Genomic DNA, 17,005 nt, shown 5'->3' on the forward strand with positions numbered 1-17,005 from the left:
GTTGCCTCGACGTCGATGACGCCCGCTGCGGCGCCCTGCGTGCGGCCGGCCTTGTCCGGGCCGCCGACTTCACATTGGACGGCTACGCGGCGCGTCTGGGGTCGTTTTATCGGGGCCTCGCCAGCCCGGCGGCCGCACGGGACAGCGTGAGATGAGACACTCCCTTGCGCCGCGCTGCGCCTTGGCGCGCACGAACGGTTTTACGGAGGCTTCCCGCCATGGCTGATCAGACGGTCGCGCGGATAGGCGTCGACGGATTCAATCTCGCCCTCGAACGCGGGACAGGGGTTGCGACCTATGCCCGTACGCTGACCCGCGCGCTGGAGCGCATGGGGCATCCGGTCGACATGCTGTATGGTCTGGACATTCCGACCGGATCGGACCCTGCGCTGCGCGAGGTGCGGTTTTTCGATCGTCTGGAGCAGCCGCCCGGCAAGCGTCCGGCGCCCTTTTCAAAGCGCTGGATACGGGAGCGGCGGGCCGACCTGCACGCACCGGCGCCGCAGGAGATCACCCTCACCGGGCGCGTCGACAGCCGTCCGTTCGCCGACCGGCTGCCAGCATTCACGCGACTGTTCAACGCTGACGGCCTGTTTCAGCGCGCGGCGCGCCATTTCCGCCGCACGGGGCGCCTGACGCGGCTGCGGATGGACACGCCGCCCGCGATCATGCACTGGACCTATCCCCTGCCGGTGATGATCGAGGGCGCGGCCAATATCTACACCATCCATGATGTCGTGCCGCTGCGGCTTCCCTACACGACGCTGGACGACAAGCCGTATTACTACCGCCTGATGAATACGATCTGCGCGCAGGCGGATGCCCTGTGTACGGTGTCGGAGGCGTCGCGTCGCGACATCGTGTCGTTCTTTCCGTCCAGCGATGGCAAGCTGCACAACACTTACCAGTCGTTCAGCCCCTCCCCGGTGGCCATGGAGCGCAGCGACGCCGAGTGTAAGGCCGAGATTGACGCCGATTTCGGCCTCCTGCCACAGAGCTACTTCCTGTTCTTTGGCTCACTCGAGCCCAAGAAGAACATCGGTCGGCTGATTGAGGCCTTTCTGGCGTCCGGGTGTGCGCGCAAGCTGGTTCTGGTGGGCGCCATGGCGTGGAAGTCGGAGCGCGAACTGCGTTACCTGGATCGTGGCATTGCCGCGGGCCGGATCGTGATGATCGATTATCTGCCTGAACGCACCCTGTTCGCGCTTCTCCGCATGGCCCGTGCGCTGCTGTTTCCATCCCTGAGCGAAGGGTTCGGTCTGCCGGTGCTGGAGGCGATGAGTTGCGGTGTCCCCGCGCTTGTCTCGGCCGAGGGCGCGCTGCCGGAGGTGAGCGGCGATGCGGCGCTTCAGACCGATGCCTACGACGTGGATGCGATCGCCAGAGCGATCCGCCGACTCGACGCGGACGATGCGTTGTGCGATGGCCTTGCGGCTGCGGGCCGCGGACAGGCCGCGCGATTTGATATGACCTCCTATTGTCAACGACTGGCGGGGCTGTATCACTCCGTCCTTGCTTCCGCCCCCACCACAAAGGCCTGACCCCCGATGCGCTTCGGTTTCTCTTCGTCTGTCATGTCAGCCCGTGCCGGGTCGAAAGCCGCCATCCTGGGTACGGTCATGGGTCTGGCGTTATCGGGCTGCAGTGCCATGCCCGACAGCGGACCCACCGAACGCAGTGTGCTGAACGCGCAGAAGGATCAGGCACACAATCCTCTGGGGTTTGAAATCCTGCCCGTAACGCCGCAGATCGCGGCGATCCTGGCCTCCGAAGTGCCGCCTCTGATCTCCAGCCTCGATGCGGCCAACAACCCGTTTTCGCATAACGATCGTATCGGCGCCGGCGACGTTCTGACGATCACGGTGTTCGAACTGGGCAGCGGGCTGTTCGCCTCTTCCGGCGGGGGGGGCGCGAGCGCGGCGGCGGGTGAGGGCGCGTCGGCGCCGGGTCCGGCGGCAAGTGTCACCAACCAGAACCTGCCACCCACGCAGGTGGAAGCCGATGGCACGATTTCGGTGCCCTATGTGGGCCGGATGCGTGCGGCCGGCATGACGCCGCAGGATCTCGCCGAGAATATCCGGCGCAGTCTGGGGAGCAAATCCCAGAACCCGCAGGTCATGGTGCGAATTTCGAGTGACATTGCCAATACCGTGATCGTCTCGGGCGAAGTGCATCACCCCGGGCGCGTTGTGCTCAGCACGGCGCAGGAGCGTCTGTCGGACGTCATCGCGATCGCCGGCGGTGCGACCTACTCGCCCGAGGATACGCACGTGCAGCTCGTTCGCGGCGACCGCACGGGGGCGACCGATCTCGGGACGCTGGAATCATTCCCCCGTGAAGACATCCGCGCCCGGCCGGGAGATCGTATTCACGTCATCTACCAGCCGCGCACCTATACGGTCTTTGGGGCCGCCGGGAAGGACGCGACGGAAACGCCGTTCAAATCGCCCAATGTGTCGCTCGCCGAAGCACTCGCGCGCGTGGGTGGACCTGCTGATACACGGGCTGATCCGAACGCCGCTTTCCTGTTCCGTTTCGAGGACCCTGTCGCGGCGCGGCAGCTGGGCCTCACGACCCCGGCGACCCCGATCGGAACGCCGGTCGTCTATCAGCTCGATATGATGAACCCGAGCAGCTATTTCCTGGCGCAGCGGATTCCGATGAAGACCAAGGACGTGCTGCTGATCGCCAATGCGCGGATCAACCGGTTCTACAAGATGAACCAGTTGATCGGAACGCTGGTCAGCCCGGCGATCACCGCAGCTTGGATCGCAAAGTAATCAATCTGGGAAGAAATAGCCGAGAGCTTTTGCTTTCGGCTAAGGCCGGCCACCGGCGGCTCCTGTTCTCCCGACGTTCACCGTTGGCGTGCGTCAGTTAGCAAGCTTTGACTTCAAAGAGCCTCGTACGTCGCAATAGCTTCTGCATTGTCGTCGTACCGGGTAAAAAGTCCTTGGTTGATGACGGCCATATGGTCGCAGGTGTCACGCATGAAACCCATATCGTGCGACACCACAATCATGGCCCGGTCGTGACGCTTTTCGAAGAGTTCTTCCTGACAACGCCTGTGAAAACGCGCGTCGCCAACCATGATCACCTCATCGATCAGGTAGCAATCGAACTCGATCACAATCGACAAGGCGAACGCCAGACGCGCGCGCATACCTGACGAGTATGTCTTGACCGGTTCACCCAGTTGGGATCCAAGCTCTGCGAAGTCATCCACGAATGCGCGGGTGGGTGCGTAGTCGAGACCATAGATCCGGCAGATGAACCGAAGGTTGTCGAGGCCGCTCAGGCTTCCCTGAAACGCGCCGCCAAAGGCCAGAGGCCACGAGACGGTCATCGTGCGTTCCACGCTTCCGCCGCTCAGAGGCTCCACGCCGCCGATGATCCGGATCAGGGTCGACTTGCCCGCACCGTTGCGACCAAGAACACCGAGCTTCTCGCCGCGCTCCAAGGTGAAATTCACCCGGTCGAGCACACGGCGTCGACCGCCATGCGCCGGATAGTCTTTTGTGACGTCAATACAGCGCAGCATATGTGGGATCAGACCAGCTTGTGCTCTTTCGCGCCACCGATCAGCAGCATGACCATCAGGTAAAGTCCGAGTGTCGTTGCAAACACGATTGCGGTGTCGGCCACGCCGCGAGGATAGGCCGCGTAGTCGGGCAGGTTCGGTTGGGTGACCTCGTCCAGATAGAGCGTCTGACGATTGGCTTGCACCTTGGCGGCCTCGACGGCCGAAGCAGCTGTTGCGACCTCTTTTTCTAATAGGGTCCGTTGAAACACCAATTCATCGTAGGCGCTGATCTTGGGAACGAGTGAATCCTGCGAACCTGTTACATTGGTTGCAGTGTGGGCGATCTCGTCGTTCAACGCATCAATCCGCCTCATATAAACGGGGATCAGGGGGCTACCTGGTGTTGATCGTTCGAGCTGCGCGAGTTGCACGCGCGTCGTGATCAGCAGGCTCTGGAGCGACGCGATGTCGTGCAGCACGGGCTGCGACTGGCGCGTCGGATCGAGCATGGCGATCTCGTTTCGGTAGGAATCGATCTTGGCATTCAATGCTGAAAGCCGCCTTGTCGAGTCATCGAGCTCTCTAAGTGATGCCTCGATCGTGTTTGCACGCTGGCGTGCATTCATTTTGTTGACAAGCTCTTCGGCCGCGGCAAGCAGGGCGCGTGCTATGCGCTGCGATTCGGCGGCGCTAAAGGTGCGTACGCGCAGTGTGGATAGCCCAGTCGTTGTGTCGAGTTCTGCGACAACGTGGCGCTGGTAATACGCATAAAAGTGCTCGAACGTTTTGCCCGAATAGAAATTGGGAAATCGGGCGATGGCGTCAGCCTCAGGTGGATCATAAACCGATTTCAGGTTCTGTTTCTCGATCAACAATGCGGCAGCATCGCGTGACATCAGGTAATCCTGAACGGCATATGTGTCCTCGGTCGCCCCGGTTGCACCCCCCTGTAGCAGACCAGCCAGCATCGAGCCCGATTGTGTCGTCTGTCCGCGAACCACAAACTGCGCATCCGATAGATACTGAGGCGTCGCAAAGAACGCGAAATAGATGGCCGACAGTAGGGTCGGCACCCCGACGAAACCCGAGAAGGCACGGTGGTTGTTGATCCACCGGAGCATCGGCGAAAGAGGCGATCGATAGGCCTGTGTTCGCATGGGCGCGTCGTTATAACGGGGGGACACCTGATTCATGTGTTCTGCCTTGCCCGAAACAGCCAGCCTAGGCAAGCCGAAGGGGTGTTACGAGCGTCCTATGAGGACCTGGAAGGAGCCGCGATCAGCGGCCAAGCCTTATCCTGAACATGGAATGTGACGCCGGAATGGCAAAGGGCATGTGACCTGTCCGATGGCTTTTTGTTGACATGACGATAGGCCACGGCAATCAAAAGGCGAGAAATTGAGTTTGCGTGCCGGATTCAGGCACCTCATCATACCTGACCAAACGGCGATCTGGATAGCATGACCGGTGTCTAAAACCTCACCCCCTTCTGCCGCTGCCAACGGCGACAAACCGGCTATCATACCCGTGATTCTGTCGGGTGGGACCGGGAGCCGGCTGTGGCCGGTGTCGCGCAGCAGTTTTCCGAAGCAGTTCTGGCCGTTGCTTACCGACCATACTCTGTTGCAGGAAACGGCCCTCAGAGGTGCGCTGGTGGCAGGCGACTCTCCTGTTGTAGTGTGCAATGCCGAGCATAGATTCATCATTGCAGAGCAGTTGCGTGAGGTTGGTATCGCTCACCCTCGTATCGTGTTGGAGCCCGTGGGTCGTAACTCGGCGCCAGCGATCGCTGCCGCAGCGTTCCTGGTCGCTGAACGCGACCCCACCGCAGTGATGTGGGTGATGGCTGCGGATGCTGCGATCACGGGAGGTTCGGCTCTGGCCGAGGCTTTGCGCGTGGCGGAGGACGCTGCCCGGAATGGCCGCATCGCGACCTTCGGCATCTCCCCCACGAAAGCGGAGACTGGTTACGGCTACATCGAAAGAGGGACGGAACTAGGCTCCGTCGCCGGAGCGTTCGATGTGGCGTCCTTCGTTGAAAAACCAAGCCTTGAAAAGGCTCGGGAACTGGTGGCGTCGGATCGATACCTATGGAACTCCGGCATGTTCATCATGCGTGCCGATACAGTTCTGTCGGAACTTCGGCGGTATGAGCCAGAGCTCTACCAAGCCGTGGAGGCAGCCGTCCGCAACCGCGCCATTGATGCCGATTTCGAGCGGCTGGAAGACGTATCCTTCCGGGGTGCACCCGCCATTTCAATCGATTATGCTGTTGCAGAGCGTACGCGGCTTGCTGCCGTGGTGCCGGGGCATTTCCAGTGGTCCGATATCGGAAGCTGGGATGCACTTTGGGAACTTAGCCCCAAAGATGGGGAGGGCAACGCGACATACGGGAACGTGTTCCTTGACCGTACACGGAATTGTTACGTTCGGTCAGACGGGATCGTTGCGACCGTCGCCGGTGTCGAGGATCTGATTGTTGTTGTTACGTCTGACGCTGTAATGGTGTCGCACCGCGATCGTGCTCAGGACGTCAAACACATGGTGACGCGTTTGACTGAAGCCGGGCATCGCGAAGCTATCTCGCATAACCGAATGTATCGGCCTTGGGGCTTTTACGAGGGATTGATTCAGGGCGATCGTTTTCAGGTCAAGCGGATTGTCGTCGAGGCTGGCCAGAAACTCTCGCTACAAAAACATTTTCACCGCGCAGAACACTGGGTTGTTGTCGCGGGGACCGCCTTGGTAACCCGGGACGATGAACAGGTGCTGGTACGCGAAAACGAAAGCATCTACTTGCCGCTGGGTACCGTTCACCGCCTGGAGAATCCGGGACGCATTCCGCTGACGCTGATCGAAGTTCAGTCAGGCCCCTATCTTGGAGAGGACGACATCGTGCGAATCGAAGACGATTATGCGCGGTCGTAAATGTGTTTCTAACTCGTCTTGCCGACAGCGGAGCTAAGGGAAGCCGGAGAACTATCTGGAGATACGTCGTTTTCCTCTCGAAGTGAAGAAGCTAGAACCGAACATCCTAGCTTCAGAGCCTCTTGTCACTTGAGAATTTATAGCTTTTTGAGAGAAATCCGTGAAATTTCTCCTTTGAACACACGTTTAATCGCGATACGAAACTCAACGTCATGTAGCGGCGCCAATGTGTCGAAACTCAACGTCGCGACAGGACAACGACCGAGTCCCTTCCCGCCATAGATAGCACTCTTGATATGCGTCTGTCCGACATCAGCTAGAATTTCCAGCAGACATTCGCCGTAATTTGACGCGGTTGAGAAGTCAAATCTTACTTCGTAGGAGCCTGGGTCAATGCTGACATATGGCCCCCATAGAGCGTTGCCACTGTTGCCGTCTAGACAAAAAATTCTGTCTCGTCGTGTCACTTTCGTTTCATCGACTTCTATTCGCTGGTTGCGGGCATCGAAGGCAATCTCGCCTGCTCGATTTTTTTCAAGACGTTTATTATTTCCGGACACAATTCCGGACAAGTTTTCCCAAGAAGTGGGAATATTCACGAATATATCGTTTAAATCTCGATCGCTGCAATCAGTAATAGATTTCCCGACGGTTATATATTGATGACAAAAGGATAAATTCTGTAAGGCCAACTCCTGTCTTACAATAAAAACAAATATATTCTGCCCAGTGGGAAATGCTCTGCTCAGGCACACGCAAGCATTTTCCAGATCCTGATTCCTGTATTTTTTGACTATATTGGAAAATCCATCTGTTTCCGAACTTACTTCGGTCAGGTCAGGATTGCCAAAAATGAACACTCGAGTATCTTTTTTTTCAAGGTCGCGAATTGATTCGAGTTTTTTATTTTGATTTTTTATGGCCTCATCAATATTGAACCCTTCCACTTCAAATGTGTCGCTACGAGTATTCAAAAGTAAATTTTTACTCGTAAAAAAAGTTCCTGTATTGTTAATATAGAAAGTTTTCTCCGTCGACATGGAAATTCGGAGTTTCGACAGTGACATGTTCTGTTTGTCGCCAATATAAGTGCTTATGAACCGACTAAGGAGGCGTGGATCTTGAACAACGTTCTCGAAAAATGAAGGCGCTCGCTGAAGGGGTTCACCTAACCGTCGCTCCAACGTTGCAATGAGTTGGTCACAGTGCCGTTCGTTGATAAACGGAGTGCCGAGAGGGACAAAGGCTACGTTGTTACCCACGATCATTTAAAGACTCTTCGAAATTTTAAATGGGATAAGAGGCTGAATTATTATAGCGACGTTGGCAATAAGAAAGCGTTAGCGGGTCCGGTTCTCAACCCTGTTTCGTTTTGTTTCCAAGCCATGCGAATTGCCAGAGTGATGGAGCAGGCTCTGAAATGTCTTATTATCACTATGAAGTCCGACAATTGTCCTACAGACAAATTGTCGAATCCATATATTTATATTATGTTACCCATATAACTCACCATATCTTGTGAGGTAGTTCTTTTTCGGTTTTTCTGATGCCAAAATTTTCGGCTCCTGTAATTATTTTAAGAAACTGTACAGCGTATATTTCTAAGTTAGTTTCGCGATTAACGCGAACTACGGCTTCAACGTCTAGACACTCATGAGAAATCGAGAAAAAAGCTTCAGCTAAAATTCCTTGGTTGTTTCTGAGGTCTTGGTGAGATGATGTGTGTAGTAGATTTCCGCCACTATTTTCTGTGACGCTGAGTTCAAAGTTCGACGTGGATGAATCTTTCTCGGCGAGTAACTTACCGAATAGGCGTATACAGTAATCGCCTTCTCTGAGTTGAATGTAAGGGCCATACAGTAGTGCTCCGTCCTTTCCGGTTGTTCGGACACCGTTCGGATTTTTCTTGCCGACGCTGGTTTTGATGGAGGTGTGAGTGGTAGGAAAATAGTAGCCTGGGCCATCATCAGGCCACGCAATCTCACGTCCCTTGGTAATTTGAGCAACAGTTTCAGTTAGATTTGATACGCGATCACGAAATGTCGGTGCGTGAGCACGTATATGTTGCCAAATAAAAGGCCCAAGATTAACGACGCTGTCGCCCTCACGTTCAAATATAAAATTATACCCTATACCCTCATCTTCAACGTAGCGATTTAATAAGCTATTTAACATGCTCTGGTCGTCTTCTATATCTTTTTCCCATATTTTAGCTTTGTTATACTTTTCGTCAGGTATATTATTAACAAAGGACCAATAATCAGTTGCAAGTCTCCGACCAAGAGTGTGCGAGAAATTTAATGCGAATCCGCCGGAATTCACCCAATGTGGAACATTATTTACATATCCTGAAAATATACCTGCAAACTGCCCTTTATCTTTCAAGTAATCACTAAGGTCGAAGTCAATGTTTTCTATGTAAGCGTCTGAATCCAAATAAAAAACCCACCCCGTGATGTTTCTGTCGACCATCTCCTTTAGGATGTATTGCCTGTTGTATGCGGCATGCCACGGCAGTGTGCCGCGCTTAATACCTAAAAAACACTCGTATCTGAAACCGTTGCGTAAGCAGTAGTTTCTGACACTTTTGGATGTCTCGCCTATCATGTCATGGTAGAATATTGAGTCAGCGGTCTGAATGAATGTCACAGTCATATTGAACGTCTCTTTTCCATTTTTTTGTGTATATGTCGGGATAAAACTCTTTCCACATCTCTTTCCCGACGGTTTCGTGTTGGTGCCGATTATGGCTCAATGAGCACTGGAACTAATCTGTTACACAATAGGCGGCCCGATACAAATTTCGAAGCTGAAAGTGAGTTGGTCTTGCTCCCGACATCCATCGTTAGCCTCCTGCACTGCCAAGCAGACGCAGAGCGCAAAGTTGGCCATGTGGTGCTCGACAGTAAGTGAACTGCGTCAGGCCATCGCCCCAAAAAAAACACATAGCGCCGTAATTGTTGGATGATAAAATTTTGAATTACGACTACAGTAGAGGTTTGGTCCGAAAATTGGATTTTCATATGTCTCAGGTTTTTATCGTCAAGAGCGATTGTCGCAGCATAAGGAGGCTGGTCTGACGCATGGTGGCTTGCGATGATACGCCCACTACTGAGAGTCCTGGGGACGATACAAGAATTGGTTGGTCGCCACTGGAGGCGCAGGACGGTGATCCCCTGACCAATCTTCGGGGAAGAGAGGGTCAAGACTTCGTTCGAAGCCTACTGCATGATCTACATCTTCGTCGCGCACCGTGGCTTCCTCGTGATCTCGAACTTGCGTCGCAGAATAATTTGCCGTTGATAGGTGGCCTAGTGCGCTTCGTTGCCCGTATTGGCGCGAAAACGCTTTTTTCCTACGGTGCGCGAGTTTCGCTCAAGCAGATCGGTTGGCTGAAGACGGGCGCGGGCACACCCGTACTGACAGGAGTTGTGACGTTCCGGGTGGTCGCCCACACGCGCCACACGCTGACGGAGGCGTGCGTCAGGGCGGACGGAGGCAAGCGCGATCTCGCGCAGGCCGTCCCTATCAGGATTCGCACTTGGGGGCGTGCCGGTGTCTGGGCAGCCAACGTCTGGGTTGATGCATCTAGATTGCCGCCCGGCAGGCAAAAACTGCACATGTATCTCTATGCGGGTCGACGTCGTGTTGGACACATACGTCGATTTGTCGACGTTCGGCCCGAAAGCTTGTCTCTGACCGAGTTTTCGCAAGTGACGGCCTCGGACTCGTTTGTGCCGTCTTCCCCTGACGGAGACATGACCACAGACGACTACGTACTCTCGTTGCCCGTGCGCAGGCACCGGCCACCGGGCCGTCTGTTTTTAGGGGCGATAGAATCGATCCTTGTCGTTCGTGCGGATCAGCTGGGCGACGTGTCTGCATCCTTACCAAGTATGATGCGTCTGCGCCGTTTGTTCCCGGAGGCGCAGATAACAATGCTTACGCAGAAGGCTGTGCAGCCCATCGTGGCGGCCTCAGGCGTGGCGGACGACTATCTTACGCTGTCAATGACATATGATCCAGTCACCGAGAAGCGGTTCCTTACGACTCAGGCGGAAGCCGACATTCGAAGGCAGTTGGCCGGGCGGACCTTTGATCTGGCGATAGATCTGTCTCCGGGCGCAGAGAGCCAGCCGCTGATGCTGCTCTGCGCCGCGCGTTACCGCGTTGGGTTCAAGCCTGAGCATTTTCCTTTTCTCGACTTTGGTATTGAAGTGATTTCGCGCGACAAGATCAATCGGCAGCCTCTCGTCTCTCACGCTGCACATGTCGGCATGCTGATCTCGGCTCTGGAGGATGCCCTGGCTCCGGGCCAAGCGCCGGTAACCCGGGCGGATCACGGGATAGACGAGTCGATCCTCCGGAGACACGGACTTCAGTCGAAGCGCTATATTGTCGTGCACGCAGGCGCACGTCATCCCATCAACCGCTGGCCATTGCCACAGTTCCTCGCGTTGTGTGACAAGCTCGCGTGCGCGACGGAACAAAAGATCTTGTTATTCGTTGACGCCGATGCACTCGATCAGGCGTCCAGTACCGTATGCCCTGAGAGTGGAGGCATTATGCTGATGGGAGGCCTTGATATGGAAGGCTTTGACGTTGTGGTGTCTCATGCCAGCCTTGTCGTGGTAAACGATACCGGCCCCAAACATCTGGCCTCGGCACGCAATGTTCCTGTCGTGAGCATATCCATTCCGCGCCTGAACTGGCAGGAGTGGGGGCAGAACCGGGGGGGCATCATTCTTTCTCGGCACGTCCCCTGCGCCGGCTGCGGTTTGAATGATAGACGCGCCTGTGCCAAGGACGCGGTCTGTGTAACTTCCATCCCGGTTGACGATGTCTTTGAAGCCGCGATGAGCGAGCTCGGGTTGGTCTGCGGGGACGTGGAGACGATTGACTGATGGAGGCCTCAATCAATCATCGGGACGCTGACGGACAGCAGAATCAGCGTGGTCGTGCTGCCGTATTCTTCGACCGGGATGGTGTTCTGAATGTCGACACCGGATACCCATCTGTTCCCGCCGAACTCGTATTGATCCCGGGTGCGGCGCAGGCGGTGGCGCACGCGAAAGCGTGCGGATACGTCACTGTAGTGGTTACCAATCAATCGGGCGTTGCTCGCGGCTTGTTCGACGAAGCTGCAGTCGATCGATTCAACGGCCATCTTGCAGCTCAGATTGCCAAGAGCGGTGGTTCATTAGACCACTTTTATGTCTGTCCCTATCATCCGGATGCTCAGGTGGCAGCCTTTCGCGGCGATCATCCCGATCGGAAGCCGAATCCTGGAATGATCCAGCGCGCCGCACACGATCTGGGCCTAGACCTTTCCCGGTCCTTTTTGGTTGGCGACAAGAGCACCGATGTGGAGGCGGCTAGGGCCGCCGGCATACCGGGATACCTTTTTTCGGGTGGCGACTTAATGAGCTTCCTTTCTCCTTATCTACGGCCTGTGGTCACTGAGGCAAAATCATGATTAACGATTTCAAGTTCGGTCGGGTGGTCATCATCGGTGACCTTTTGCTCGACTGCTATGTCAGTGGTTCCGTGCATCGTATTTCACCTGAAGCCCCGGTGCCCGTCTTGCATCGGGCACATCACACTGCGGTACCGGGTGGAGCCGCGAATGTAGCGATGAATGCGGCCACCCTGGGAAGCAAGGTAACGCTGATCGGTATCGTGGGTCAGGACAGTGCGGCCGACACGCTTAAGAACGCTCTGTCCGAAATTTCGGGCATTGATCTTTCGCATATTGTCGATGATCCGAACTGGATCACGATTGCGAAGACCCGGGTTTTGAGTGGCCGCCAGCAGATCGTCCGGATCGACGAGGAGCGAATCGAGACTCCGTCGGCTGAAACTCGTGCACAGTTGATCCAGGCTGCCAGAACAGCAATGGAAAACGCGGATGTTGTGGTATGTTCTGATTACGCAAAGGGTGTTCTGACGGACGATGTTGTTCAGGCCGTTTGCTTGGCGGCCCGCGAACGTGGCATTCCGGTCATTGTCGACCCGAAGCGTAAAGATCTCTCGGCTTATGAGGGGGCGTATCTCATTACCCCCAATCGTAGCGAACTTTATATGGCGACAGGTTTGTCTTGCAAGGACGACCGGGAGATTACGGAGGCAGCGCGTGTAGCCTCCGCGGCGTTTGGTGGAAACGTCCTCGTGACACGGTCCGAGGATGGCATGACGTTGTATGAGACCAACGGTAAAACCACGCATGTTCAGGTCCGGAAGTCTGAAGTGTATGACGTCTCGGGTGCAGGGGACACCGTTGTGGCCACGATTGCGAGTATTCTCTCAGCGGGTCAGGATCTCGAGACTGCTGTCGTTATCGCATCGAGTGCTGCTTCGATCGTCGTCAGCAAGCTCGGCACGGCAACTGTATCACGCGCCGAACTGAGTGCCGCACTTCTCTTGGAGATTCAGGAGGATGGAGAAACAGCCGATCTTGCCCGTGCCCGCGACATCATTGAGGGATGGCGACACCATGGCGCGCGAATCGCTTTTACAAACGGCTGTTTCGATCTGGTTCACCCAGGACACATCGCCCTTATAAAGGCGGCGGGTAAGCAAGGGGACAAGCTGGTCGTTGCGATTAATAGCGACGCGTCGGTCAAACGTCTGAAAGGTGAGAAGCGGCCTTTACAAGACGAACAGGCCCGCGCCACCGTGATCGGTGCGCTGCGGGATGTCGATCTGGTTGTGATTTTCGATGAGGACACACCCTTGGAAACGATCAAGGCTCTGCGACCGGATGTCATTGTCAAAGGTGCTGACTATCGGGAGAATGAGGTCGTCGGCGGAGACTTTGTAAAAACCTATGGTGGTAGTGTTGTCTTGGCGGATTTGATTTCCGGCCGCTCGACAACGTCGATCGTGCGCAAGATGCAGGTGGGTGTCTGACCATGACACTTTCTGGGGCAGTTAATCTGCCTACAAATCCCAAGGGAGAATGGACCCGATGGCTGCTTACGCGTGCGCTCCCGCTTTGGAGCACTGCTGGTTACAGTGCTGAGAGCGGTTTGTATCATGAGCGTCTGAACTGGGATGAGAGCCCTGTCATTCTCGATGCGCAGCGATTGATGGTGCAGGCTCGGCAAATAGCCACGTATTGTCGCGCGACACTCGATGGGTTTTACGATGCCTCAGGTCAGGCCTTGGCTTGCCTTGATCGGGTTGAGCGTCTGTATCGTGGGGTCGACGGGCAGCCCGGCTGGATATTTTCTATTGCCTCCGACGGTAGACCGGCAAACGGCACCCGCGACCTTTACGCGCATGCATTCATTTTGTTTGCGTATGCGTGGGCGATCCGTATTTGCGGCGATGCACGCTATCACGCTATGGCGCGCACCACGGCCAGTGAGATCAAAACCATCTTTGCCGCTGGCAATGGTGGTTACCGGGACGCCGTGCCTCCATCTGACGACCTCCGACGGCAGAATCCGCATATGCATTTGCTCGAGGCCCATTTGGCGCTGTTCGAAGCGTCGGGTGACGAATTCTATCTCGAAGAGGCCAGACAGCTTGTTGAGCTAGCCCTGCATAAACTGATCGAGCCGCGCAGCCGTCTCCTGCTGGAGTTTTTTGCCACCGACTGGTCGCCGGTCGAAGCGCCGGGCAAGAACCGTGTTGAACCAGGTCACCTGTTTGAGTGGGCATGGCTTCTATACGAATATCAGCGCCTTGCGGCGGTGACCGGGGCCATGGGGAGTCAACTTGAAAGCGCCGCAGAACGTTTGTTTCATGCGGGCATCACGCAGGGATGTGATAAGACGACGACCTTTGTGTTCGACGCTATGACGGAAGATGGCGTTGTTCTCGAACGCACTACGCGCGTATGGCCTCAGACGGAGTTGCTTCGCCTTCTATGCCGGCGGCAAACTCTCGGTAAAATGAATTTTGCTTCACCTCTGGCCCTTGGTCAGCAATTTCTCGCACAATACGCGCCCGAGCGTCTTCGGGGTGGGTGGATAGATCGGCTCGATCAGCTAGGACGGCCGCTCACCGACTATATGCCTGCCAGCTCGCTCTATCATATTTACGGTCCCGCTCGAGAGATCATTAGGCTTGAAACGTAAAATGAACGTTGATTATACCTCGTGATGATTTCCTATGCGGGCTTTTTTGTATCGCGAAATGCCTGGCTAATCTAAGGTAAATCTCTATACAGAGTAATATTTTAAAGTGCCGGATAGCGTCTCGTCGCGTAAACGTAGGGTCGCTGATTTTCTGAAGACGAGTCTGCAATGAACTTTGGTAAACTGATCCGCTCTCTCTATCCCCGAGCCACCTCGAAGGTGGTTGAAGTTCTTCATGTCACTAGAGGTGATGGTGAACCACGGGAGAGCAAAAAAGGGCAAGACGCAGAATGGAAGAGACGATTAGATATCGCGGATCACGCAAGAGATACAGGCCGCTTTCGTGAAGCGGCCGAACTCTTCCTTAATGTTCTCGAGATTCGAGAAGACCGAGGCATTCGTATGCAAGTCGGTCATATGTATAAAGAAGCGCGTAATTTTGAGGCTGCACGCCAACATTACGATATCGTTTATGCGGCAGATGAAAATGACCCGGAGATCTCCCTACAACTTGGTCACTTCTGCAAGGTACAAGGCCGATATGAAGATGCACTAAGTCACTACCGCAGAGCGTCCGAACTAAGTCCCGATTGGGAGTCTCCCCGGCGTGAGGTAGAGGCAATCGAGTGGTCTGATGATCTTCGCCTAGAGCGCAGGCGCAGTGCATTGCTATCGCCGACGGATGCTGAAGTTCAATATGGCTTCTCAGAATATGATCTGTTCGATCCTCTATTGGACGGTTCGCTGATCGCGCAATCTTATGAAGATTTATGCGTCACCCATCAACCTGCGTTTGTCCCAACTCGGAACGGAACGCCGCAGACGAGCGAATGGGGAAAAGGACTGACGGTCAGAGGTATTTCTGCTCTGCGTGGGTATCTCGTATCTTCGGTGCACATTGACCGAGTCGATATCATAATGGACGGGGAGTTGATTCACAGCGAAAATCTCACTATTGCCACGCAACCTCGTGAGAAGACAAATAAGGATATTCGTAAGTATTGCTATAATGCCTGGATCGACTTCACGGACGTCGAATCGGGGTGGCATGATTTTGTTTTTCGCGCTGTTGCACCAGGTTTAGATGAGGCCGAAGGCAAGACTTGGCGGCGGGAGCGTTTGATCGTCGCGCCGCCGTTCGAAACTGCATACTATAACCAGTCCGACGCTGTCTTGGAGACCCTCGACAAAGATACCCCTCTCACCCTGGTTGAGCAGATCAATGCTCGTCCAAGCGTACTGCACAGGTGCACCACCCAATCGTTTCCATTCGACGTCAAGACAGTTGCAGTGCTTCGACCAGATCAGCTTGGCGATCTGGTAGCTTCAGTTCCTGCGCTTCAGAAGATTCGTGCCGCGCTGCCGCGTGCAAAACTGGTCGGTCTCCTGAGTCGTGCCAACGAAGGGCTTGCTCGCTCGCTCGGTATCTTCGACGAAATTATCGTGGTCAACTTCCCAGACGATCCAGTTATGCGTGATCGGGTGATGTCCATAGAAGATCAAATAGCCCTTAAGAAGGCTTTGGCGCCGTTTAATTTCGATCTTGCTATCGATCTTCCCGTATCGGCTAATTCTCATAAGCTGCTTCCACTTCTGGGCGCGCCGTTGACAATGGGTTTCGGGGGACCACGCAAATCGATCGATTTGAATTTTTCGAGTTATGATCCGAGCACGGGTTGTGATTTTGTAAAACATTCAGCAAGAACGGCAATTATCGGCGATGCGGTCGCTCTCGCGGCGGATAGCGGCGCACGGGTTATCAGACGAAATGACTTAAGCCGTGAGACATTAGTTCCGTATGGCGTTCCGGCCCAGGAACCCTATATCGTAATCCATAGCGGTGCGCGTATTAAGTTTACCCATTGGCCGCATTACACTGAGTTGGCAGAACGCGTTGTCCGCCATATGGGAATGCGTGTAGTCTATATGGCCGAAAATACCGATCAGAAGTCACGCCTGCCCGCTGATCTGCTGGATAGTGGTGGTATTGTCTACGTGAGTGGCCAAATGCCATTCGATCATTTCGACACATTCCTGTCCTTTTCGTCGGCCTTTATCGGCAATGACTCCGGCCCCAAGCATCTGGCTTCTCTTCGGGGAACGCAGGTCGTGAGTCTTCATTCATCGCGAATTGGTTGGCAGGAATGGGGACAGGAGCGCGGGGGTATCGCGATCAGCCGGCGTGTACCGTGCGCTGGCTGCTCGCTGCACCACAATTATGATGAGTGCGCCAAGGACGTAGCCTGCATTAGGTTGATTTCGGTAGACGAAGTCTACTCAGCGATTTCTCAGCTTTTGTCCGAGGTGCACCCATCGTAATGGTTCGTACAATGTAGAATGGAAATATCTATTTTATAAACTAGAGGGTGTTATGTACTTTCGTGCGTGATTGGTTCAGTAATGCTGAATGACGCAAGTTCGGAAGCCGTATCCTTCTGACGTATCAGACGAAGAATGGTCGTTGGTTGTC

At 55.0% G+C, this 17,005-nt stretch carries 12 protein-coding genes; 8 read left to right on the forward strand and 4 right to left on the reverse strand.

Features of this window, described 5'->3' with window-relative positions:
* The first annotated feature begins 218 nt into the window (after nt 1–218).
* Together HUK82_RS08745 and HUK82_RS08750 are read left to right on the forward strand one after the other, a co-directional pair.
* Nucleotides 219–1,541, forward strand: a complete 1,323-nt coding sequence (locus HUK82_RS08745; RefSeq protein WP_176613605.1) for a glycosyltransferase family 4 protein — start codon at nt 219–221, stop codon at nt 1,539–1,541.
* A 33-nt stretch (nt 1,542–1,574) separates the two neighbouring features.
* Complete coding sequence (locus tag HUK82_RS08750) at nt 1,575–2,780, forward strand: polysaccharide biosynthesis/export family protein (RefSeq protein WP_176613606.1); 1,206 nt, start codon at nt 1,575–1,577, stop codon at nt 2,778–2,780.
* 113 nt (nt 2,781–2,893) lie between these two features.
* Here the strand turns inward: HUK82_RS08750 and HUK82_RS08755 are convergent, their stop codons facing one another.
* Complete coding sequence (locus HUK82_RS08755) at nt 2,894–3,541, reverse strand: ABC transporter ATP-binding protein (RefSeq protein WP_176613607.1); 648 nt, start codon at nt 3,539–3,541, stop codon at nt 2,894–2,896.
* An 8-nt stretch (nt 3,542–3,549) separates the two neighbouring features.
* Complete coding sequence (locus HUK82_RS08760; protein ID WP_246495766.1) at nt 3,550–4,716, reverse strand: capsule biosynthesis protein; 1,167 nt, start codon at nt 4,714–4,716, stop codon at nt 3,550–3,552.
* Nucleotides 4,717–4,990: 274 nt separating this feature from the next.
* Between HUK82_RS08760 and HUK82_RS08765 the strand changes: the two genes are divergently transcribed.
* The gene (locus tag HUK82_RS08765; RefSeq protein WP_176613608.1) at nt 4,991–6,451 is read left to right on the forward strand and encodes a mannose-1-phosphate guanylyltransferase/mannose-6-phosphate isomerase; all 1,461 of its coding nucleotides are present in this window, start codon (nt 4,991–4,993) and stop codon (nt 6,449–6,451) included.
* Between the two features lie 137 nt (nt 6,452–6,588).
* Here the strand turns inward: HUK82_RS08765 and HUK82_RS08770 are convergent, their stop codons facing one another.
* Nucleotides 6,589–7,719, reverse strand: a complete 1,131-nt coding sequence (locus HUK82_RS08770) for a hypothetical protein (RefSeq protein ID WP_176613609.1) — start codon at nt 7,717–7,719, stop codon at nt 6,589–6,591.
* Nucleotides 7,720–7,957: 238 nt separating this feature from the next.
* Nucleotides 7,958–9,106, reverse strand: coding sequence for a hypothetical protein (locus HUK82_RS08775; protein WP_212648169.1), 1,149 nt, complete (start codon nt 9,104–9,106; stop codon nt 7,958–7,960).
* A gap of 659 nt (nt 9,107–9,765) precedes the next feature.
* On the opposite strand from HUK82_RS08775, the gene HUK82_RS17600 reads away from it, so the two are divergent.
* The 5 genes from HUK82_RS17600 to HUK82_RS08800 all read left to right on the forward strand — a co-directional run bounded on the left by HUK82_RS17600 (nt 9,766) and on the right by HUK82_RS08800 (nt 16,854).
* A complete protein-coding gene (locus HUK82_RS17600) occupies nt 9,766–11,355 on the forward strand; it encodes a glycosyltransferase family 9 protein (RefSeq protein WP_176613611.1) in 1,590 nt (529 codons plus the stop codon).
* Nucleotides 11,355–11,927, forward strand: coding sequence for a D-glycero-alpha-D-manno-heptose-1,7-bisphosphate 7-phosphatase (locus tag HUK82_RS08785; protein WP_176613612.1), 573 nt, complete (start codon nt 11,355–11,357; stop codon nt 11,925–11,927). Before HUK82_RS17600 ends, HUK82_RS08785 begins: the two co-directional genes overlap by 1 nt.
* The gene (gene rfaE1, locus HUK82_RS08790; RefSeq protein WP_176613613.1) at nt 11,924–13,360 is read left to right on the forward strand and encodes a D-glycero-beta-D-manno-heptose-7-phosphate kinase; all 1,437 of its coding nucleotides are present in this window, start codon (nt 11,924–11,926) and stop codon (nt 13,358–13,360) included. Before HUK82_RS08785 ends, rfaE1 begins: the two co-directional genes overlap by 4 nt.
* Nucleotides 13,361–13,362: 2 nt before the next feature.
* The gene (locus HUK82_RS08795; RefSeq protein WP_176613614.1) at nt 13,363–14,535 is read left to right on the forward strand and encodes an AGE family epimerase/isomerase; all 1,173 of its coding nucleotides are present in this window, start codon (nt 13,363–13,365) and stop codon (nt 14,533–14,535) included.
* A 168-nt stretch (nt 14,536–14,703) separates the two neighbouring features.
* Nucleotides 14,704–16,854, forward strand: coding sequence for a glycosyltransferase family 9 protein (locus tag HUK82_RS08800; RefSeq protein WP_176613615.1), 2,151 nt, complete (start codon nt 14,704–14,706; stop codon nt 16,852–16,854).
* The last annotated feature ends 151 nt before the right edge of the window (nt 16,855–17,005 follow it).

This window comes from Ameyamaea chiangmaiensis (assembly GCF_013376175.1).
GTDB lineage: Bacteria > Pseudomonadota > Alphaproteobacteria > Acetobacterales > Acetobacteraceae > Ameyamaea > Ameyamaea chiangmaiensis.

What these genes read in the sequence shown, in the direction of transcription:
- HUK82_RS08795 (WP_176613614.1), top strand. Translation starts at nt 13,363, where the DNA reads ATGACACTTTCTGGGGCAGTTAATCTGCCTACAAATCCCAAGGGAGAA.
- HUK82_RS08750 (WP_176613606.1), top strand. Translation starts at nt 1,575, where the DNA reads ATGTCAGCCCGTGCCGGGTCGAAAGCCGCCATCCTGGGTACGGTCATG.
- HUK82_RS08755 (WP_176613607.1), bottom strand. Translation starts at nt 3,541, where the DNA reads ATGCTGCGCTGTATTGACGTCACAAAAGACTATCCGGCGCATGGCGGT.
- HUK82_RS08745 (WP_176613605.1), top strand. Translation starts at nt 219, where the DNA reads ATGGCTGATCAGACGGTCGCGCGGATAGGCGTCGACGGATTCAATCTC.
- HUK82_RS08785 (WP_176613612.1), top strand. Translation starts at nt 11,355, where the DNA reads ATGGAGGCCTCAATCAATCATCGGGACGCTGACGGACAGCAGAATCAG.
- HUK82_RS08775 (WP_212648169.1), bottom strand. Translation starts at nt 9,106, where the DNA reads ATGACTGTGACATTCATTCAGACCGCTGACTCAATATTCTACCATGAC.
- HUK82_RS08770 (WP_176613609.1), bottom strand. Translation starts at nt 7,719, where the DNA reads ATGATCGTGGGTAACAACGTAGCCTTTGTCCCTCTCGGCACTCCGTTT.
- HUK82_RS08760 (WP_246495766.1), bottom strand. Translation starts at nt 4,716, where the DNA reads ATGAATCAGGTGTCCCCCCGTTATAACGACGCGCCCATGCGAACACAG.
- rfaE1 (WP_176613613.1), top strand. Translation starts at nt 11,924, where the DNA reads ATGATTAACGATTTCAAGTTCGGTCGGGTGGTCATCATCGGTGACCTT.
- HUK82_RS08800 (WP_176613615.1), top strand. Translation starts at nt 14,704, where the DNA reads ATGAACTTTGGTAAACTGATCCGCTCTCTCTATCCCCGAGCCACCTCG.